17 protein-coding genes are annotated in these 19206 nt (G+C 60.1%); 6 read left to right on the forward strand and 11 right to left on the reverse strand.

The features are described from left to right. The first annotated feature begins 3 nt into the window (after positions 1-3). The 6 genes from ACYSMN_RS08805 to ACYSMN_RS08830 all read left to right on the forward strand — a co-directional run bounded on the left by ACYSMN_RS08805 (position 4) and on the right by ACYSMN_RS08830 (position 5306). Entirely contained in the window at positions 4-306 is a 303-nt protein-coding gene (locus ACYSMN_RS08805; protein WP_488923494.1) for a hypothetical protein, read from the forward strand. Next, a complete protein-coding gene (locus tag ACYSMN_RS08810) occupies positions 303-515 on the forward strand; it encodes a hypothetical protein (protein WP_488923495.1) in 213 nt (70 codons plus the stop codon). The genes ACYSMN_RS08805 and ACYSMN_RS08810 overlap by 4 nt, the downstream gene beginning before the upstream one ends. A gap of 10 nt (positions 516-525) precedes the next feature. Then, positions 526-2901: a TonB-dependent receptor gene (locus ACYSMN_RS08815; RefSeq protein ID WP_488923496.1), complete on the forward strand. Its 2376-nt coding sequence runs from the start codon at positions 526-528 to the stop codon at positions 2899-2901. Positions 2902-2921: 20 nt separating this feature from the next. Next, positions 2922-3917: a DJ-1/PfpI family protein gene (locus ACYSMN_RS08820; protein WP_488923497.1), complete on the forward strand. Its 996-nt coding sequence runs from the start codon at positions 2922-2924 to the stop codon at positions 3915-3917. Between the two features lie 149 nt (positions 3918-4066). Next, a complete protein-coding gene (locus ACYSMN_RS08825; RefSeq protein ID WP_488923498.1) occupies positions 4067-4516 on the forward strand; it encodes a GNAT family N-acetyltransferase in 450 nt (149 codons plus the stop codon). Between the two features lie 73 nt (positions 4517-4589). Beyond that, positions 4590-5306 (forward strand): class I SAM-dependent methyltransferase, encoded by a 717-nt coding sequence (locus tag ACYSMN_RS08830; RefSeq protein ID WP_488923499.1) that lies wholly within the window; start codon positions 4590-4592, stop codon positions 5304-5306. 130 nt (positions 5307-5436) lie between these two features. On the opposite strand, the gene ACYSMN_RS08835 is transcribed toward ACYSMN_RS08830, so the two are convergent. From ACYSMN_RS08835 to ACYSMN_RS08885, 11 genes are all read right to left on the reverse strand, one after another. Further along, positions 5437-9225 carry a DUF8818 domain-containing protein gene (locus ACYSMN_RS08835; protein ID WP_488923500.1) on the reverse strand — a complete coding sequence of 1263 codons (3789 nt, stop codon included), beginning with the start codon at positions 9223-9225 and terminating at the stop codon, positions 5437-5439. A gap of 161 nt (positions 9226-9386) precedes the next feature. Further along, a complete protein-coding gene (locus ACYSMN_RS08840) occupies positions 9387-13109 on the reverse strand; it encodes a sensor histidine kinase (RefSeq protein WP_488923501.1) in 3723 nt (1240 codons plus the stop codon). An 87-nt stretch (positions 13110-13196) separates the two neighbouring features. Continuing rightward, entirely contained in the window at positions 13197-13610 is a 414-nt protein-coding gene (locus ACYSMN_RS08845; RefSeq protein ID WP_488923502.1) for a DUF983 domain-containing protein, read from the reverse strand. Continuing rightward, complete coding sequence (locus tag ACYSMN_RS08850) at positions 13610-13867, reverse strand: hypothetical protein (protein WP_488923503.1); 258 nt, start codon at positions 13865-13867, stop codon at positions 13610-13612. The genes ACYSMN_RS08845 and ACYSMN_RS08850 overlap by 1 nt, the downstream gene beginning before the upstream one ends. Positions 13868-14022: 155 nt before the next feature. Next, positions 14023-14574, reverse strand: coding sequence for a DUF420 domain-containing protein (locus ACYSMN_RS08855; protein ID WP_488923504.1), 552 nt, complete (start codon positions 14572-14574; stop codon positions 14023-14025). After that, positions 14561-15223: an SCO family protein gene (locus ACYSMN_RS08860; RefSeq protein WP_488923505.1), complete on the reverse strand. Its 663-nt coding sequence runs from the start codon at positions 15221-15223 to the stop codon at positions 14561-14563. The genes ACYSMN_RS08855 and ACYSMN_RS08860 overlap by 14 nt, the downstream gene beginning before the upstream one ends. Before the next feature lie 4 nt (positions 15224-15227). Continuing rightward, positions 15228-15566 (reverse strand): cytochrome C oxidase subunit IV family protein, encoded by a 339-nt coding sequence (locus ACYSMN_RS08865; protein ID WP_488923506.1) that lies wholly within the window; start codon positions 15564-15566, stop codon positions 15228-15230. 78 nt (positions 15567-15644) lie between these two features. Further along, complete coding sequence (locus ACYSMN_RS08870; RefSeq protein WP_488923507.1) at positions 15645-16421, reverse strand: cytochrome c oxidase subunit 3; 777 nt, start codon at positions 16419-16421, stop codon at positions 15645-15647. 21 nt (positions 16422-16442) lie between these two features. Further along, a complete protein-coding gene (locus ACYSMN_RS08875; protein WP_488923508.1) occupies positions 16443-17030 on the reverse strand; it encodes a cytochrome c oxidase subunit 3 in 588 nt (195 codons plus the stop codon). Between the two features lie 99 nt (positions 17031-17129). Beyond that, on the reverse strand, positions 17130-17993 hold the full coding sequence (cyoE, locus tag ACYSMN_RS08880) for a heme o synthase (protein ID WP_488923509.1): 864 nt from the start codon (positions 17991-17993) through the stop codon (positions 17130-17132). Between the two features lie 51 nt (positions 17994-18044). After that, a complete protein-coding gene (locus ACYSMN_RS08885) occupies positions 18045-19133 on the reverse strand; it encodes a COX15/CtaA family protein (protein WP_488923510.1) in 1089 nt (362 codons plus the stop codon). Positions 19134-19206: the final 73 nt, after the last annotated feature.

Here is a 19206-nt window from a genome sequence, read left to right on the forward strand (position 1 = left end):
CAGTTGGAAACCAGTACGCCTCCGGCCACCACGCGCGCGTCGGTGATGCGCCAGCACGATGCGCAAATGGCGCGCATGGACGCCCTGACGGCCGAGCGCCAGCGCCTGCGCGCCGCGGCCGCGGCCATGATGGACTGGATGCACCGCTACCGGGAGCCCGACACAGCGCGCCTGACGGCGCACCAGTACGAAGACTTCTGGGCCTCCCAGGCGCGGCAAATCGCTAACGTCGAGCGCCGCATGACGGCCGCCCAGCACGAGGCTGCGCCTCATTCTTTCTTCTCCCTTTCGCTCTTACTTTCATGAACAACTTTCTGCTTTTCTGCTCCCTGCTGGCCCTGACGGCCGGCCCACTCCGCGCCCACGAAGGCCACAACGGCCAGAAAGACCCGCGCTGCGCGGGCAAAGGCAAGTGCTGCGCGGCCAAAAAAGCGGCGGCTACCCGCGCCCCCGCCAAGCCGGCCAAATCCGCCGCCCTGCCCACACCAGCGGCTGCCGGCCGCGCCTCCCGCTAATGCTACCCGCATGAAACACGTGTTATTTCCGCTGGCCGTGGTAGCCAGCCTGCCCGCCTGGGCGCAAACGCAGGGCACGCTCAGCGGCACCGTCGCCACCGCCGACGGCCAGCCGGTGCCCTTTGCCACGGTGGCCGTGCTCAACTCCACTCGCGGAGCCACGGCCGACGCCAACGGCCAATTCTCGATACCTGACGTACCGGTGGGCCGGCAAACGGTGGTGGCCAGCTCGGTGGGCTACGCCGCCCGCACGCAGGTCGTGACCGTGGCTGCCGGGCAATCGGCCACGCTGCGCTTCGAGCTGACGGCCAGCACGGCCGGGCTCGGCGAGGTGGTGGTGTCGGCCCAGAAAGACGAAACCCCCTTGCAGCGCACCCCGCTGGCCGTGTCGGCGCTGGGCCCGAAGCAGCTGCGCGAATACCGGGTGTGGGACTTCAAGGACCTGACAGCCCTGGCTCCCAACCTGTTCGTGGTGGAGCACGCCAACTCCACGGGCGGCAACTTCCTCAACATCCGGGGCGTGATGGGCTTCACCAACGAGCAGGCCGTGGCCACCTACGTGGACGGCGTGTACCAGTTCGGCTACTACGCCGCCCCCACGCAGCTGCTCAACGTGGAGCGCATTGAGGTGCTGCGTGGGCCCCAGGGCACGCTCTACGGCCGCAACGCCCTGGGCGGGGTGGTGAACATCGTGACCCGGCAGCCCACCAACACGCCCGGCGGCTACGCCGAGCTGAGCGTGGGCAACTACGGCCAGCAGCGCTATTCCCTTGCCGCGCAGGCTCCGCTGGTCAAGGACAAGCTGTTTCTGAGCGCGGGCGGGCAGTACGGCCACCGGCAGGGCGTGTTTCAGAACCTGGTCACGGGCAAGGACTTCGACGAGCAGACCTCGTGGCTGTTCAACGGCACGCTGCGCTACCTGGCCACCGAGCGGCTGAGCGTTGCGCTGAGCGCCTACAACGAGCGCAACGAGGACCGGGGCTCCTACCCGTGGGTGCCGAGCCGCCGGCAAATCGAGCAGCAGCCCTGGCAGGTGTACAGCAACTTCCCCAACACCGAGCGGCGGCGCAACCTGATTACCTCGCTGAAAGCCGATTACCGCCTGCCGGGCCTGACGCTGAGCTCGGTAACGGGCTTCAACAAATTTGCCCTGGGCTATCCCAACCGCTACGACTTCGACTTCACGGCCCAGGACGTGGCCAGTGGCGACGGCCTGATTGACCAGCGCAACTGGACGCAGGAGCTGCGAGCCTCATCGAACCCCGGCAGCGACCAGCGCCTGAGCTGGACGGTGGGCGCCTTCGGCTTCCGCCAGCGCAACCTGCCGGGCGTGGTGGCCACGTTCTTCGTGGGGCCCGACTCGCCGCTGGCCGACCCTGCCAACCCCAACGGGTTGGGCGGGCCGGTGGGCTTCCAGACTACGGGCAGCACCCTGAGCCGGGGCCTGGCCGGCTTCGGGCAGCTCACCTATCAGCTCACGCCGGCCCTGAGTTTGACGGCCGGGCTGCGCTACGACTACGAGAAGCGCGAGCTGGTGAACGGCGGGGCGCTGGAGCAGCGGGGCGTCGTGACCGTGACGCAGGCCGATACCACGTTCCAGGCCAGTTTCCGGGCGTGGTCGCCGAAGGCCATTCTTTCTTACCAGGCCACTGAAAACGTGCTGGCCTACGCCAGCTACGCCCGCGGCTTCCGGGCCGGGGGGTTGAACACCACGGCCCCCACCCGCGCCCAGATTCCGTACCAGCCCGAGACGAGCGACAACTACGAGCTGGGCCTGAAAACGACCTTGCCCAGCCAGCGCGCCCGCCTGAACGTGGCCTTGTTTTACTTGCAGCAGCGCGACCAGCAGATTGCCACCAGCACCAACGGCCTGAACACGGCCATCCTGAACGTGGGCACGATGCGCAACGCCGGGGCCGAGCTGGAAGCCGCCGCCGTGCCGGTCAAAGGCCTGGAGCTGACCTGGAACGCGGCCCTGAACCGGGCCCGCTACGCCACGCTGCCGCTATTCAGTCCCACCGACAACCAGGTGCGCAGCTTCGCCGGCAACCAGCCCATCAACACGCCCTGGGTGACGTCGATGCTGGCCGCGCAGTACACCCAGGCGCTGGGCGAGGGCCAGGCCGCTCCGCGCGTGTTCGTGCGGGGCGAGTGGCGCTTTTTGGGCCGCACTTACTTCGACTACTTCAACCAGGACGGGCAAACGGGCTACGGCCTGCTCAACGCCCGCGCCGGGGTGAGCGTGCGGCAGTTTGAGCTGGCGGTGTGGGCGCGCAACGTGTTCGAGCGCCGCTACCTTACCTACGGCTCGCTCAGCCCCCAGGCGCCCACCTATCTGCAAAGCCTGCCGCGGCTGCTGGGTACTACGCTTTCGGCCCGGTTTTAACCTTTTACTCGTACACTGACATGAAAACGCCACTTCTTTGGCTGGCCAGCGTGGTTCTGCTGGCCGCCTGCTCCAGCCCCGACAAGCCCACCGCTACGGCCACCGCGCCGGCGGCCACGGCCGAAACCCACCCCGGCCTGCACCACGACAACGCCATGCCGAACCTGCTGGCTGTCATCGGCCGGCCCGACCCCGGCGTTCAGCGCATCGGCATCTTGCTCTACGACGGCTACACTACGCTTGACGCGATGGGGCCCTACCAGGTGCTGAGCGAGCTGCTGGGGCCGCAGGTGTTTTTCGTGGCCAAAAATAAGGGCCTGGTCAAGAACATGAACGGCATGGCCGTGCAGGTAGACCACGACTTCGCCGGTACCGACTCGCTGGACATCCTGGTGGTGCCGGGCGGCTTTGGGGGCACCTACCGCGCCGCCCACGACTCGGCCACACTGGCGTGGATCAGGAAAATTGACCGCACCAGCCGCTACACCACCAGCGTCTGCACCGGGGCCTGGGTGCTGGGCGCGGCCGGGCTGCTAAAAGATAAGCCCGCCACCACGCACTGGTACGGCAAAACCATCCTCGAACAAGAGTACGGGGCGAAATACGAGCCCAAACGCTACGTGCGCAGCGGCAAGTACTGGACCTCGGCCGGCGTGACGGCCGGCATGGACATGAGCCTGGCGCTCATCCAGGACCTGGCCGGCGAGAAGTACACGCAGGCCGCCATGCTCGACCTGGAGTACGCCCCGCAGCCGCCGGTATCGGGCGGCACCGAGCGCAACACTCCCGCCGACATCGTGCAGACCATGCGGGCCATGTACGACGGGGGCATGCAAGCGGTGCAGGCGGCGAAGCCCGGTACAGCGCACAACGCGGCCATTACCGACCCGGTGTGCAACATGAGTGTGCCCGTTGGAACTTCCCTTACGGCTAGGTATCAGAGCCAGGCATACAGGTTCTGCTCCGCATCCTGCCGCCGCCTTTTCATGGAGAAGCCGACCCAGTACGTGCAGTAGCTATTTTGCTCTTAGATTTTGCTCTTAGTGAGAATTTCTGTTCCTACTCTAGTACTATCCCAACAGGGCCTACTGTAGCTACGGCAGGCCCTGTTGGTAGAAAGAGCAGGGAACTCGCCATCTTCGTACTTACCAGCCACGCACCCACCATGCCCCGCCTCCTCCGCACCTCTTCCGACAATGCCGACTTCCGCCAGCTAGTGCAACTGCTCGACCAGGACCTCCGGGTGCGCGACGGCGACGACCACGCTTTTTACGCCCAGTTCAACAAAGTGGACAGCATCCGGCACGTAGTGGTAGCGTACCAGGACGATGAGCCGGTGGGCTGCGGCGCTATCAAGGCATATACCAACGAGCTGGCGGAGGTGAAGCGCATGTTCGTGCAGCCCGCGCTCCGGGGGCAGGGCATCGCGCAGGCGGTGCTGGCAGAGCTGGAGCGCTGGGCCCGGGAGCTGCACTACCGCGGCTGCGTGCTGGAAACGGGCCTAATGCAGCCCGAAGCCATTCGGCTCTATCAAAAAAGCGGCTACCAGCGCATTCCCAATTATGGCCAGTACGCCGGCGTAGAAAACAGCGTCTGCATGCAAAAGGAGGTGTAAGTTGCTTCTCTGTTGTAGGTGTTGTGCAACGACGCATTTCACTGGCCGCAACGCCGCTCTTTTGCCTTTTCTTATGACGGAACCCCTTCCGCAGCCCAACAAGCCAGAACCAGCCACCAGCCAGCCGCAGCCCGCGCGCTACCCTCCCCCACCAGCCAATGCCACGCCGGCTGAGCAGCAAGCGTATGAGCGTGGGCTCTGGAACCATTACCTGCTGGATGCTACCTGGCGCAGCACCCGCTTCAATGCCCAACCCAACGCGCTGCTGGCTGAAGCCGTGCGAGGCCGCCAGGTCGGCACCGCCCTGGACGTGAACATGGGCGAGGGCCGCAACGCGCTATACCTGGCGCAGCAAGGCTGGCAAGTAACGGGCATCGACATCGCCGACCAGGCCCTCGCCTTCGCTCAGCAATGCGCTCAGCAGCTCGGCGTCTCACTCACTACCATCGAGCACGACGCGAATACCCACGACTGGGGCCGCGAGCAATGGGACCTGATTGTGCTCTGCTACGCCGACGAAGCAACCCACGTGGGCCAGGTACAAGCGGCCCTCCGGCCCGGCGGCCTGCTCGTATTCGAAAACTTCCATACCGACGTCAACCAGGCCCGCGGCAACACCTCAGGCAAAACCATCGGCTTCGCCACCGACGAGCTGAAGAACCTCTACGCCGCCGCCGGCTTCCAGATTCTCCGCTACGAAGAGCCACTAGCCGTAGCTGACTTCTCCCAGGAAACGCAACGCCTGGTGCAACTAGTGGCGCAGAAGGGTCTTTTTGAAGGAAGAAGATGAAGCGTATACCCGTTACGATGTCAGATCTTATAGATAGTGCACAGGCATAGGTGATTCAATCGGTTGTTTTCAACGATTCACTTTCATCTCACTACTCGGTACTAATGTCTCAATACTCAGTGCTCAATACTTAAAACAGCACCGACACCTGCATGCGGCCGGTGTGCACTACGTTCAGGCCGTTGGCTTTGCGGCCATCGTAGGCTAGGCTTAGGTTGAGGCCGTTGCTGAGGCGCTGCTCGGCGTTCAGGTTCCAGGTGAAGTTGCTGCCGGGCCGCAGCGCGTTCAGGATTTCCAGCCCCACCACCGACTCCGGCGTGCCCTCGAACCCGATGCGCACGTAGCGCGTGGTGGCCGTGATGGTGCGCTTGCTTACCTGGCTGATGCGGGTTTCGATGCCTAGCTCATCGAAGGTGCCGCGGGCTTTGCTCTCATCGTTGACGGGCGCCACGTTGTTCTTGTCGGTGCGCAGGTAGGTGCCCGTGAAACGCAAGGTGCCGCTGGGCTGGTAGCTGATTTCGGGGGAGATATCGTAGACCAGCAGCCGAAAGTTGCGACTGGCGAGGTAGGTGGAATTGTTTTGCCGGACGCTGCGGGCAGTGGTGAGGCGGCCCGTGAACGACTGAGCCAGTGTGCGGCGCAGCAGCAGGCTCTGCGCCGCCAGGTTGCGAATATCGGAGCCCTGCGAGATGAGCACCTTCTGCTGGGTTTGCTGCACCGTCACCTCGGCCCCGAAAATAGGATTCGACCGGTTGAAATACAGCGTATTGCGCAGCAGCTTGTTCAGACTCAAGAGCTGATCATCTTCCGTTTGAAACGCAAACGGGTTCAGCCGCGATGACAAACTTTTGTCGACCGTGCGGCGGTCGAGCGTGACGCTGCTGATGGCCGAGAAGCGGGAAAGCGCCGCCCGCCAGCCGCCCGCGTCACGCCAGTTGCGCGGGGCATTGGTGGTGAGGCGGTAGCTGAAACGATTGGTGAAGGCCAGAATGTAGTCGTCGGTAGGCAAGTACACTTTGATGTGCGTGCGGTACACGGCATCAGTGGTTTGCGCCTCCAAAAACTCGTCCCGGTCTTCCAGATTGTTGCCGTTCACGTCGCCGCCGTAGTAGTGCGTACCCTGACCATTAGGCACCGCAATGAAGGCATAATCGCGCTTCAGCTCCCGGCCCGTCGCCACGGAATAGCTCAGCTCCGAGCGAACCTGGTTCTGGAGCAGGCTTGCGTTCCAATCCAGTTTGGAGAGGATGGTCTGCTGCCGGGCACTGTCGCGCGCCGACAGGCTCCGGTAGGTGGTCAGCACGGCCAGTTCCTGATTTTTGCCGAGGCGAGTCGTGAGCGTGCCTTGCCAGGTCTGGGCCGTACTACGTTGCTGAATCTCGGTTTGCTCCACGTTCGGCGTTTGGTCGCGGCGGTAGGTGTAGGCGGCACGGAAACGCGTCCGGGCCGAATCCTGGCTCTGAATGAACACGTTGTGCTCGTCGAAGTAGTTGGCCGACGTGATAGAGTCGCCGCTGGGCAGGGCCACGCGGTTTTTGTCGAAACGGTAGGCGTAGCCCGGCACAATGGCGCCGGCCACGTACCGCGCCGCCGCCTCGCCCCGCGCCCACCGCGACTCGCGCCGCCCGGCCTGCGAGTTGAGCAAAAACAAGCTGCCCCGCAGCTGCACATCGCCTATCTGCCGGGCCGCGTCCAGCCAGTGCTGCAAGCCGCTCACCTCCCCCGACCGGAAACGGCGGCTGAGGCGGTAGTTCACGGCGTTATTCTCGTCCTTGGCAGCGCCCACCGCGAAATTCAGAATGTTGTCGGCGCGGCCTTCGCGGCGGGTCGCGTTGCCTTGCACGGTGCTGGTCGTGCTCCAGTTGCGGTCAAACTCGATGTCCCGAAACCGGTCGATGGGTGCGAAAGCCTCACTGGTGTACTCGTAGTCGAGGGCGCTGCGGAACCGGTAATCTTTGAGCACACCCAGCCCCGGCAGGCGCCGGTCCTGCACCACGTAGCCCACGCGCATGGCCTGGCCCTTGTCGGAAGAAGGCGAGAAACGGTTCAGATCCAGGTCGGAAGCGGCCAGATCCACGAAAACCGTGGACGTAGAATCGAGCTGAAAGCTGGCCCCCGCCGATATGACCTGCTTTTGCAGCGGCGCGGGCAGCAACCGGACCGGGCTGTAGCGTCCCTGTTTCACTCCATCGAGTGGCTCTACGTACTCGTACACCCGGCCATTGGCACCAGCGTTGTTCGCGCTCAGATTATAGTCGCCGTTGCCCACGCCCACGTCCGTGAAGCTCACGTTGTACACGTCGCGCAACGAGTCGGGCGGATAGGTGTACACATCCACCAACTGCCCATCTACCGTACGGGTTGCGCGGTTGTAAAGCACCTGTCCACGCGTGTAGTTGGTTAGCTTGGCTCCCGGCGCGCGCGCCTGTGCCTCGTTGCCGGGCAGTTGGCGCAGCAGCCGCTGGTCGGTGCTATCGAGCAGCAGGTTGGGCGAGTTGTCGGGGTTGTCGGCTTCGCGGTAGAAATTGCCGTGCACTGACAACCGGCCCACTTGCTGGTAGTGGCTCAGGTGGTAGAGTGAGCGAGCATAGTTGAAGTCGGAGTACTCAAAATCAATCCGAATGCGGGAGTTGCGCGTGATGAGGTGCTGGGGCGAAAACGTGACTTCGGCTTGGTTGTAGTCGATGATGTAGTCGTTGTCGAAGCCCCGCGTCATCAGCCGCCCATCCAAGTACACCCGCTCCGAATTCGCCAGCACAATGATGAATTGCTCCCCATTGGGCCCACGCAGCCGGTACGGCCCCTGCACGTTCTCGATGGGCGCCACTTCAATGCTGGCAAACTTGCCCTTCGCCACGCCGCCCGCCACCGTCGTTGAAGACCTCACCGGCCCAAACCTTCCTTGCTCCTGCCCCGTGACGGTGTTGCTCGTCGTGCCCGGCGGAAACGGCGAGCCCGAGGCCGTGGGCGGCGCCACGCTACCCGGCGCCGTTGGCTGCCCAAACGACTGCCCGCCGTTGGTGATAGTAGTAGTCGAATACGTGCCCGGATTGACGCCCGGGTAGCTAGGCAGCGGGGTCAGCTGCGGAGTAGTGAAGCCACTCAGGCCGCCCGCCGTTTGCCCAAAATTCACTTCCAGCGCCGCGCCCTGCACGTTTTTATAAAAGCGCAGAAAGTAGTCGGGCTTGTTGCGCAGCACCACGTCGCCGGCTGTCAGGTTCCAGCGCGGGCTGGTGAGCGTGATATAAATTCGGTCGAATTCCTGGAGCTGCTGGGTGTTGCCTTCGGGCTGGAAAGGCACGCTCTGGTCGCTGATGGCCGCCGTGAGGTTGATGTTGTCGGTGAGCCGGCCTTCGAGCTGCAAGTTGAGGGCGGAGTTCACGAACACGTTCTGCGCGTTGCCGAAGCTGATGCCCCGCGCCAGGTTGCCGGTCTTGTTGATGCCCGGCGTGCTCAGAATCTGTTCCTTCACCGTGAAATCTTCCTGCCCAAACGGCTGCTGCGGAAAGCTGAGGCTATCAAGCAGGCGGCGCGGCCGGCGAAAAACCGGCGCGGCCAGCCGTAGCGGCAGCACCCGGTAGCACACCAGCACCGAGTCGATGCCCGGCACCACAATGTCGGGCTGGCCGGGTTCCGGGCTCGGTATTCGCCGGCCGGGCTGGACGTAGCGGTATCGGTCGGTGTGCGCGTCGTAGCTCAACGAACGGCCCTGGATACTGACTGAAGCCGGCACCACGGTCAGCGTATCGGCCAAGGAAAAGTCGGTGGTGTCGCGGCCCGGCGTGAGGCGCACCCACACGCAACGGCGCGTATTGGGGGGCGTTTCCGGGCGTTGCTGCGCCCACGCGCTGGCCGCTGCCAGCCAAAAAACCAGCAGCAAGCCAAGGCGCAAAAAGCGGTGCGGAAAGCTGCTGATCATGGAAGGAAATTATGCACGCAAAGATACGCCGGCTCAACAACGTAAGAAGCCTTCCGATTCGTGCCAGACCCCACCCCAACCCCTCCCCTCCGGGAGAGGGGCTCTAATTCTAGATTCTAAAACTAAAGCCCTCTCCCTTTTGGGGAGGGGTTGGGGTGGGGTTATCCGGCCAGCGGCAGCTCAATATAAAATGTGGTGCCGACGCCTTCTTCCGTCTCGAACCAGATGCTGCCGCCGGCGCTTTCTATGCCTCGCTTGGCCACGGCCAGCCCAATGCCGGAGCCGGTGGCTTTGGTGGTGAAGTTGGGCACGAATACCTTCTCGCGCACGTCCGCCGGGATACCGGCCCCGTTGTCCTGAATGATGATACGCACCCGCGCCTCGGGCCGGATTTCGAGCCGGGCGTCAATAACTGGAACCCGACTCTCGGGCACGGCTTGCAGGGCATTAATCAGCAAATTGTTGAAGGTGCGCACCAGCAAGTTTTCATCGGCATAAACAATGGCTCCGGCATCCGTCGGCAGGTGCAGCTGAATACGGGCCTCCTGGCGGCTGCCCTGGTGCAGCCCCACGCAACGGCGCAGAATAGAACCCACATCCAGCCGCTCGGGGCGCATGGCAGGCAGGTTGGTGAAGTTGCTGAACGAGGTGGCAATATCCGTCAGCACGTCAATCTGCGTGATGAGCGTCTGCGAAACCTTGCCAATCAGCTCCTGCAAATTCGGCCGGTTGTCGTCGATGGCGCGCTGCAAAAACTGCAAACTCAGCTTCATGGGCGTGAGCGGGTTCTTGATTTCGTGGGCCACCTGCCGGGCCATTTCGCGCCAGGCCGCCTCCTTTTCCTGCGTGGCCAGCTCCTGCTTGCTTTCCTCCAGCTTCAGCAGCATGGCATTGTACTCGCGCACCAGCATCCCAATCTCGTCGGCCGATTGGTAGTCGAGCATCTCGTTCTGACCCGTAAGCGTGGTTTGCTTGAGCTTTTCCGTGAGCAGCTTGAGCGGATTGGTAAGCACCCGGGAAGCCACGAAAGTGAGCAGCAGAAAGAAGATGAACATCACGCTGAAAATGTTCAGCAAGATGGAAATCAGCTCGATGAGCTTGTTGTCCAGCTCTTTCTCGGAGTCGAAAAATGGAATGCCCACGTAGCCGACAATTCGGCCGGCCTGCCCGGCTTGTTCTTCGGTGTCGCGCAGGGGCAGATAAAGCGCGTTGAAGGAGAGCGAGCCGGCCCGTTCCATCAGCAACACGCGCGGCTGCGTGCGTTCCTTGAGCGCCGCCACCGCCTGCGGATTCATCAACGGCCCCAAAAGCCCCGACTCGAAGATGATGGGCTGGCTACTGACGAGTAATTCCCCGCTGGCATCGTAGAGGTTGAGGTCGGTTTCGGTGAGCGAGGAAACGTTATCGGCCAAACTAAACAGCGCAGCGCGGCCGGCCGAGTCGGAGAGCAGCGCGCGGTTTTGCAGCAGATTTTCCTGCACTGCCCGCCCGCGCCGCTCGTAGGTGCGCCGCAAGTCCCGCTTGTACGACGACGTAACTTGGCTGGCCGTGGCAATGCTCACAATCACGAGCGGCACCAGAATTCCGAAGTTGAGGAACAGCTGAATTTTGGTGCTGAAGTTGGTACGAAAAACTTCCAGGTACTTGCCACGCGCCAATAGGTACACGCCCACGCTCAGCAGCCAGAAAAACGTGTGCAGCAGAAACAGAAACGAGAAGTTGGCTAGCCAGTTGGCAAAGGTGTACGTGGAGGTCGTCACGACAATGGTGCGCTGCTGGGCTTCGTCGCGCACGGCCAGGTGGTGGAAACGGCCGGCGGCCAGGCCCGTGCGGTAAAGGCGCGGGTCGTTGTATTGCAGGCTGCTCAGTCCGTTCACGTAGTCGAAGTCGCCCTCGCTGTACACGAGCCGGTCTTTCTCGTAACCCGCGTAGCTCAGTTCGGCGCCGAGGCCGGGCTGGAAAAACTTCTGGTCCACGAGCAGTTCGGGCACCACGCTGTAGGTGGTCAGTTTCTTGAGCGTCAGCTCCAGCAAAATGGTGCTGGTACCGCGCGTGGAAGCGGGCACCGGTACAAAATCGACGTAGCGCCGGGTGCTGAACGAGTGGTTGCCCCGCACCAGAAACAGGTTGAGCTGGTCGGTACGCATGGCGTTCTGCAACAACCGGCTCCGCACCTCCGACAGCGGCTCCGTCCTGCGTCCCGCCCCTATCGGCCGGCCAGCCGGGTCGAAGAGCGAAACAGTTACCTCGTACTTGTCGAAATAGTCGCCCAGGTAGTGTTTCACTATTTTCTGACGCACTATTTCCGCGCTGGCAAACGGACTGGCCAGCAAGGTGCGGATGAGTGGGTCCGTGGCCATGGCGCGGGTGCGTTCCGTGAGCAGAAACTCGCCTTGCAGGTCGTTATCGACCAACAGATTGCCCGCCAGATTTTGCTTGTTCTGCACCAGCTGCCGGTCGAAATGCTCGAACAAGGCCAAAGAGCCCACAATCGAGCTAATACCTAGCATCAAAAAGATGAACAGATAGATTTGATAGGTAGTCGTGGCCGCCACGCGGCGCAGACCAATGAGGCGCAGCACCAGCAAAAACCACAGCGTAATGCCAATCAGCAGCATGTGCACCTGTTCGAGCGCAATGCCAATCGGCAGAAACAGCAATGCGGCCAGCCCCAACCCAAATATTCCTTCCCGCCGCTCGCCCGCCGCCACACTCGAGCTAAACAACCGCGACAACACGTAGAAGCCCACCATGTAGGCCCCGGTGTGCAGCACAATGGCCAGGCTCAGCAGCAGCTTAAAGCGTGAAACCGAGATATCCTGGGTGATGTCAAGAATGACCTGAGTGTTGTTGACGCTGTTGGAATAAAACTGAAACAGCAACTCCAGCAACCAAAAAAACAACACCCCCACCACAGCCCCCACCATCGACCGACGGCCGGGATCCTGCATACGCTCCACCCACCGCGTGGGATTATAGCGCCGGAACAGCAGCAACCCGCAGTACGCAGCTAGGGCCAGCATCCCCGCGTTGATGAGCAAGTCGCCGAGCGAGGGAGAGCGCCAGGATGCCGCGTACACCCGCGGGTCAAAAAGCGGCAGCTCGATGAAGGAAAAAGGCAGCCCGAAGTACAGCAGCACCGCCCGGAGCGCAAGTAGCGGCAGCAGCAGAGCCGCCACAGCAGCGGGTACTTTCCCTGCCCGCAACAGGCGACGGGCCCACAGCAGCCAGCTGGCTAGGTAGAAGCCTAATCCGAGCAGCAGCAGGGCCAAAGGAAGATATTTGCCAGCAATAGGGTTGGTTTGCAGGCTTTGCAGCGAGAACAGATAGTTTCCTTCCTCGGAGTAGAGCTTCGGCAGATTGGCGCGCCGGTCATCACTCACTAGCCGCAGGTTGAGACCCCGAAATAAGGCTTTCTCCGAGCCTTGCCGTAAGTAGCGGTTGCTGATGCCGTAGCCTTTTTCCAGCGGCACGTACGTTAGCACCACGTAAGGGCCCGCCGCATCTCGTAAAGCCAGGTAGCGCCCAAACTGCATGCTCACCAGCTTCTCCTGAAAGTCTTGGTTTACGTTTTCCGGCTCGGGCCGAACAGTATGGTCCGACCAGTACTGTAGCTGCCCGCCGCGATACACGAAGCAAGGATAGGTGGTGCTGTTCACCAGCGTCCTGAAGGTCAGCTCGCCGCGCTGGGCTTTACTTAGCACGTCGACAGCTTCGCGCTCCGCTGTTAGCTCGGCTTTTATCACCAGCTTTTGCAGCCGGGCGGCATCAGTGCGCAGCAGCACCTCCGGCGCCTGGCCGTAGCGGTTGCTGAGGTAGGCACCCGCGAAACAGAGAAAGGCGGCCAGCAGAAACACCGGCGGCAGAAAGCGGGAAAACTTCAATCGGAGCGGATTTGGGCGGGAGCACACGGCTCCGCAGGAACCGGCTCCCAACAAAAATGCCGCCAATTGGCGGCATTTCCTAGTTGCTCAGTGAGCTCGTGGCGGCAAGGGCGGCGCATCGACTACGTAAGGGTCGTAGCTGATGCCGCCGAAAAAGTACAGCATCACCACTCTGGCGTAGCGAAACAGCAGCGGCGTTAGAGCTACCATCACCACGGCCACCGTCGTGACATACACCCACACGGGCGGGTCGTTAGCGAGGTAATAAAGCGACACGCCCGTCAGCACCACAATGAGGGTCGAGAAGCCGTAGCTGATGTACATGGCCCCCCAATAGAAACCCACTTCCGGCTCGTAGTACTGCTCGCAGGCCACACAGTTCTCGTACATGGCGTCGAACTTGGTGAGGTGCAGCGCGAAGTGCTTGAAAAGCGGCCCACGGTGGCAGCGCGGACACTTCTGCGCCAGCATGGCCACCAGCGTGGACTCGTACTGAGCCATTACTTGCGCACCAGCTTTTTCGTTTTGGTGTTGCGGTACCAGAAATAGCCCACTGCCCCCACCAGCAGATACGGAATAGCGGCCATGTACAGAATGCCCTTGTTCAAGCCCGAAAAATCGTAGCCGTCCTTCTGGTTCCGGGCCGACTCCACCTGCGTTTTGCACATGGTGCATTGCGCGGCAGCCATACGCGGCGCCAAGCTAAACAATACGCTCAGCAATAGAGCGAACAGCGCAGTAGCAAACATCTTTTTCATACTTCTTTCAACTGCGATTGAAGTTGAATGGTTTAATGAATTAGGAGTTACATGGCTTAATGGCTACATGGTTAAATGGTTGGTCGTTCTAGAGCCGTCAGAACGGCCAACCATTTAACCATGTAGCCATTAAGCCATGCAGCCATTCAACTATTTCAAGTATAATACGGCGCAATCATGAAGTACACGATGACGCCGGTAATGGAAACGTAGAGCCAGATGGGATACGTCCAGCGGGCAATGCGGCGGTGCTTCTGAAACTGCTCGGTCAGGGCAAAGTACAGCGTAAACAGCACCAGCCCAACCGTGACGGCGGCCAGCAAAATGTGGGTCAGCAAGAAGAAATAGTATACTCCCCGAACAACGCCTTGGCCGCCAAATGTAGTGCTAGGCACCTGCGAATGGTAAACCACGTACGACACCAAAAACAAGGAGCCCATCAGAAAGGCCAACCCCATCATAAGACGGTGCCGGGTCACGTTTTTGCGCCGGATGAAATAGTAACCGGCCATCAGCAGCAAGGCCGTCAGCGAGTTCAACACCGCATTTACGGCCGGCAGCGACTTCACCTGCGCGCCTTCAACGCGGAACACGGTGGGGAAATAATACAAGATGGCAACGGCTACCGGAATAACGGCGCCGAGCACGGCAGCTAGTACTTTGTACTTGGTGTTGTCGGGATTTACAGCCGGACTATTCGTGGTCATAGGTGTAGAGCAGCACGTTGATTTCCGTCATGAGGCGCTCAACGTCTTTGGGCTTTGTTCCGTCGTAGATGCCGCGCACACGCCGGTCACGGTCTACGAGGTACAGATTTTGACTGTGCACAATACCAGGGCCGGCACCACTGGGTTTGTCGAGTCGAAACTCTTCCGTGATTAACCGGTAAAGCGCCGTTTTGTCACCGGTCAGAAAAAACCATTTGCCGGCAATAGCTCCGTACTGCTCGGCGTATCGGCCTAGCACCGCCGCCGAATCGGTAGCGGGGTCTACGGTATACGACACGAGCTTCACACGGGGCTCTTGCCGAAACTTCTCCTGCACGCGCGCCATTTGGCTGTTCATACGGGGGCAGGCGCCAGGGCAAGTCGAGTAGAAGAAGTTGGCCACGTACACACCGCTCGCCACGTCCTTCTGTGTAATCTCACGGCCCGTCTGTGAAGCAAACCGAAAGTCGGCCAACTGGTGAAAAACAGTATCGCGCCGCCACTTTCCCTCCACCAGCGTCGAATCGACACGGTCGGGCAGGAAAGTGGGCAGCGCGTAACGGTTGGTGCCGAAGGTGTAGAGAAACACGAAAGCCAGCACCGGGACCAACAGAATGAGGCCCAACAACAGGACGTGTTTGGGCCTCATGCAGTTAGTTGAATACGTTCCAGAACGAGTTCTGATAGGTGCCTTCCGTCACCAGCGCGATGAGCAGCCAAATGAGCAGCGCCATCGGAATGAGAATGGTCCAGATCAAGGCTTTCACTTCATGCTTCAAGTGCATGAACTCGGCCACGATGAAGAAGGCCTTGAAAATCGTCAGAATGATGAAGATGGAATTGCGGAGCGTGCTCGGATTCATTAGGAACACGAACACGAATTCCAGCGCCGTAATACCAACCAACACGAAGAAGGTCCGCCAGATCCAGGCGGTATTCGGCTTCGGAATTTCGCCGTTCGGCGTATGCTCAGTGACTGCGTGATTAGCCATTGTATTGAATGGTTGAGTTGCGGAATGGTTAAATGGCTAGTCGTTGGAAAAACGAAGGAACGGCCAGCCATTTAACAATTAAACCAGGTAGAAGAAGGTGAAAACGAACACCCACACTAGGTCTACAAAGTGCCAGTAAAGACCTATTTTCTCTACCATTTCATAGTGCCCGCGCTTCTCGAAAGTACCGTTGGTGGTAGCAATGAAGCAGTATACTAGCAGGCAGACGCCCGAGAATACGTGTGTGCCGTGGAAACCCGTGATGAAGAAAAATAGGTCAGCAAACAGCACTGGGCCGTACTGGTTCACCGCCAAGTTGGCGCCGTACACTACCGTGCCGTCAGCCATCTTCAGTCCTTCTTCGGTACCATGGATAAAGTGGCTCCACTCCCAGGCTTGCGAACCAAGGAAAGTAGCACCGAAGAGAATGGTCCAGAGCAGCCATTTCTGCACGTCCTTCTTGTCCATGCGGTGGCCAGCCTCTACGGCCAATACCATCGTTACAGAGCTGAAGATGAGAATCATCGTCATCAAGGCCACGAAGCCTAGCGGCACGTTAGCATGGCCCAAACCGGGGAAAGCATTGTACACCCGGTCTGGCACGGGCCAGTAGGCGGTCGAAAACTCAAATGCTTTGCCAGCGGCGGCATCAAAAGCCGGGTAGCGGTGACGAATCAGGCCGTACGTGGTCAGGAAAGCGGCGAACGTAAAGGCGTCCGACAGCAGGAAGAACCACATCATCAGCTTGCCGTAGCTGGCCTTGAAGGGTTCATTGCCTCCGTCCCAGCTGCCGCTCCGCGGACGTTCGGCGGAGTCGGCAGTAGACAAGGGCTGCGTCGTGGAAATGGTGGACATAGCGTGCGGGGTAAGACGAGACTAGTGGTTCAAAAGTAGGAACAAATACAGGTACAACCAAAGCCCGCCCAGGAAGTGCCAGTAGATGGTGCAGTTGGCAATGGGCATCATTTGGCGCGAATGCACCTGATATCGAAGCGTTTTCAGGTAGGTCTTTACGAGAAAAATCAGCCCCGTGATTAGGTGAAATCCATGAACGCCCATCAATACATACACGAATGAGCCGGAAGGGTTGGCATCGACGCCGCCAAAATAGGTGCGGCCCGCTACCAAATCGCCCCAGGAGAACCATTGGCCCACCAAGAAAGCAAGACCTAATAACACCGTCAAGCCCATAGCCAGCTTCACGCGTCCAAGTTCGTCTTGCTTCGCCGAAGCGTAAGCCCACTGCATGGTAGCGCTGCTCAACACAATCACAATCGTATTATACAGCAAGCTAATCGGCAGGTCGAACTCCCGCCAGTTGCCTTCTTCGCGCCGCACGATAAAGCCGCTGGTGAAGGCCGCGAACATCATAATGATGCTCACAATCATTAGAATTAGCAGCAGCCGCAAGGGGTGCATGCCGGTGCCGGGTTCTTTGGTTTCTAAGGTTTCCGCGGTTTGCATAAGAGTGTTCGTTTTTCGCTGTTCGTCTTTTGTTCTTCGCTTATCTATTCAGGAGAACTAGGGCTAAAAATGAGCCGCAAAAAACGAACAACAGCCTGTTTACATTTTGTCAAGAACGAGAGCTATCTGCACAATGGGTAGATACAGAAAAGAACCAAACATGATGCTCATGGCTGCTTTTTTGGTGCAGGTGCGCATCAGGTAGAAAGTTTGCATTAGAAATAGCACGCCGCACACCACCGCAATCAGCGCCGATACTTTACCCGTAATGCCAAACTGCAAGGGCAGTAGGCTCAACGGAATCAGCAGCAGCGTGTAGGTCATGATTTGGAAAGCGGTGCGCAAATCTTTGCGGCCGGGCGAGGGTAGCATCTTGAAACCCGCGGCTCGGTAGTCATCATCTAAAACCCAAGCAATGGCCCAGAAGTGCGGAAACTGCCACATAAATTGGATACCAAACAACACCCAGCCACCAATGCTAGCGTCACCCGTGATGGCGTTGGTAGCGGCCACCCAACCAATGAACGGCGGCAAGCCACCGGGAATAGCGCCCACAAATACGCAGATGGGCGAGAGCTGCTTGAGGGGCGTGTAGATGAAGCCGTACAGAATGAGCGAAATCAGCGACAGCGCCGCCGCCAACGGATTGAAGCAATACGCCAGCAACCCCAGCCCCAGCACGCCCAACACAACAGCAAACACCCAGGCCTCAGCTATGCTCAGAATGCCGAGCGGCAACGGGCGCTGAGCCGTCCGCTTCATCAGCTTGTCGAGGTCTTTCTCGTAAATCTGATTGATAGTATTCGCCGAGCCCGTTACAGCCAAGCCCCCAAGCAGCACCAGTAGTGCTCGGCTCCAGTCGAAGGCTTGCGCCCCTAGCAGGTAGCCGATGGCACTAGAAAAGGCCACCGTCAGCGCCAGCCGGAATTTGATCAATTGAAAGTACGCCCTGACTTTGGTCATCAGTAGTAGAACAAGACAGACGGCGGAAGGGCTCCAAACCGGGCCGCAAAGTTACGCAACGACACGCGGAATAGCGGCCTGCGGCTGGGTTTTCGTCTGGTAGCTGTAGCGAATGATGGTCAGAAACTGCGCCCCGAAGAGCAGTGTCGCAACGGTGAGATGTATGGGCTGTACGGCGGCGGGCAGAGCAAAGTAGGCCAGCGTGATACCCGCCGCTATTTCCAAGCCTAGTAAGGCCAATACCGCCGTTGCTAACCGCCGCAGCCGGGCGCTTCCCAATTGATAGAGCCGGTACGCCACGTACAGGTTCAGGAGCAGCAGCGCAATGGAGAACGAGCGGTGAAAATGGAAGATGGAGCCCAGCTGTTCCACCCAACCGCTGCGGTTCAGGAAGTTAGCGCCCGAAGCCACGATATCGACCTGCTCCCGCACTTGCGTACCTAGCATTATCTGCCCGAACGTGAGCAATGCAGCTGCCCACAACCCCAGCAGCAACCCCGAAGCACGCGGCTGCACGTTGGCCACCATGTACGCCTCCCCGGCTTGTTGCGAACGGCTTACTGCGTAAATCAGCATGGCCACAATGACCAGCGCCAGCGCCATATGTACTGTCACCATTTCCGGCAGCAGATTGGTTGATACCACCAACGACCCTAGCCAGCCCTGAAACCCAGTCAGCAGAAACGAAGCAAACGTCAGCCAAAACACCATTGGGTCGCGGCGCCAATATGGCAATGCTAGTACCACAGACAGGAAAATAAAAACACCAATCAAAGCGCCCAGCAGCCGGTTGAGATACTCAATCCAAGTCTTGGTGGCGTTGAAGTCGGTTTCGATGTATTGCGTCGGGTGCGCAAATATCTGCGCCGCTACTTGCTTGAAGCCGAGTTTATCGAGCGTTTTGGCTATACGCTGGTTTTTGGCCACGCGCTGCTCGGTGTAGATTTCCTTGTAATTGGTTGGTAGCTGGCTGCTCTCCGTTGGAGGCACCCAGGTCCCGAAACACTTCGGCCAATCGGGACAGCCCATGCCAGAGCCCGTACTGCGGACAATGCCGCCCACCAGAATCAATAAGTACACCGCTACCACCGTCAGGATGCCAAAGAAGCGGAAGCGGCGCACGAAAGCAGGTTGGTTCATAGAGAAAGTAGCGCAGACTTCTTCTCGCGCTGTCAGTGATTTAACAATCAAACAAGCCGAACGATTCGCGCGA

This window comes from Hymenobacter sp. M1-2 (assembly GCF_057808495.1).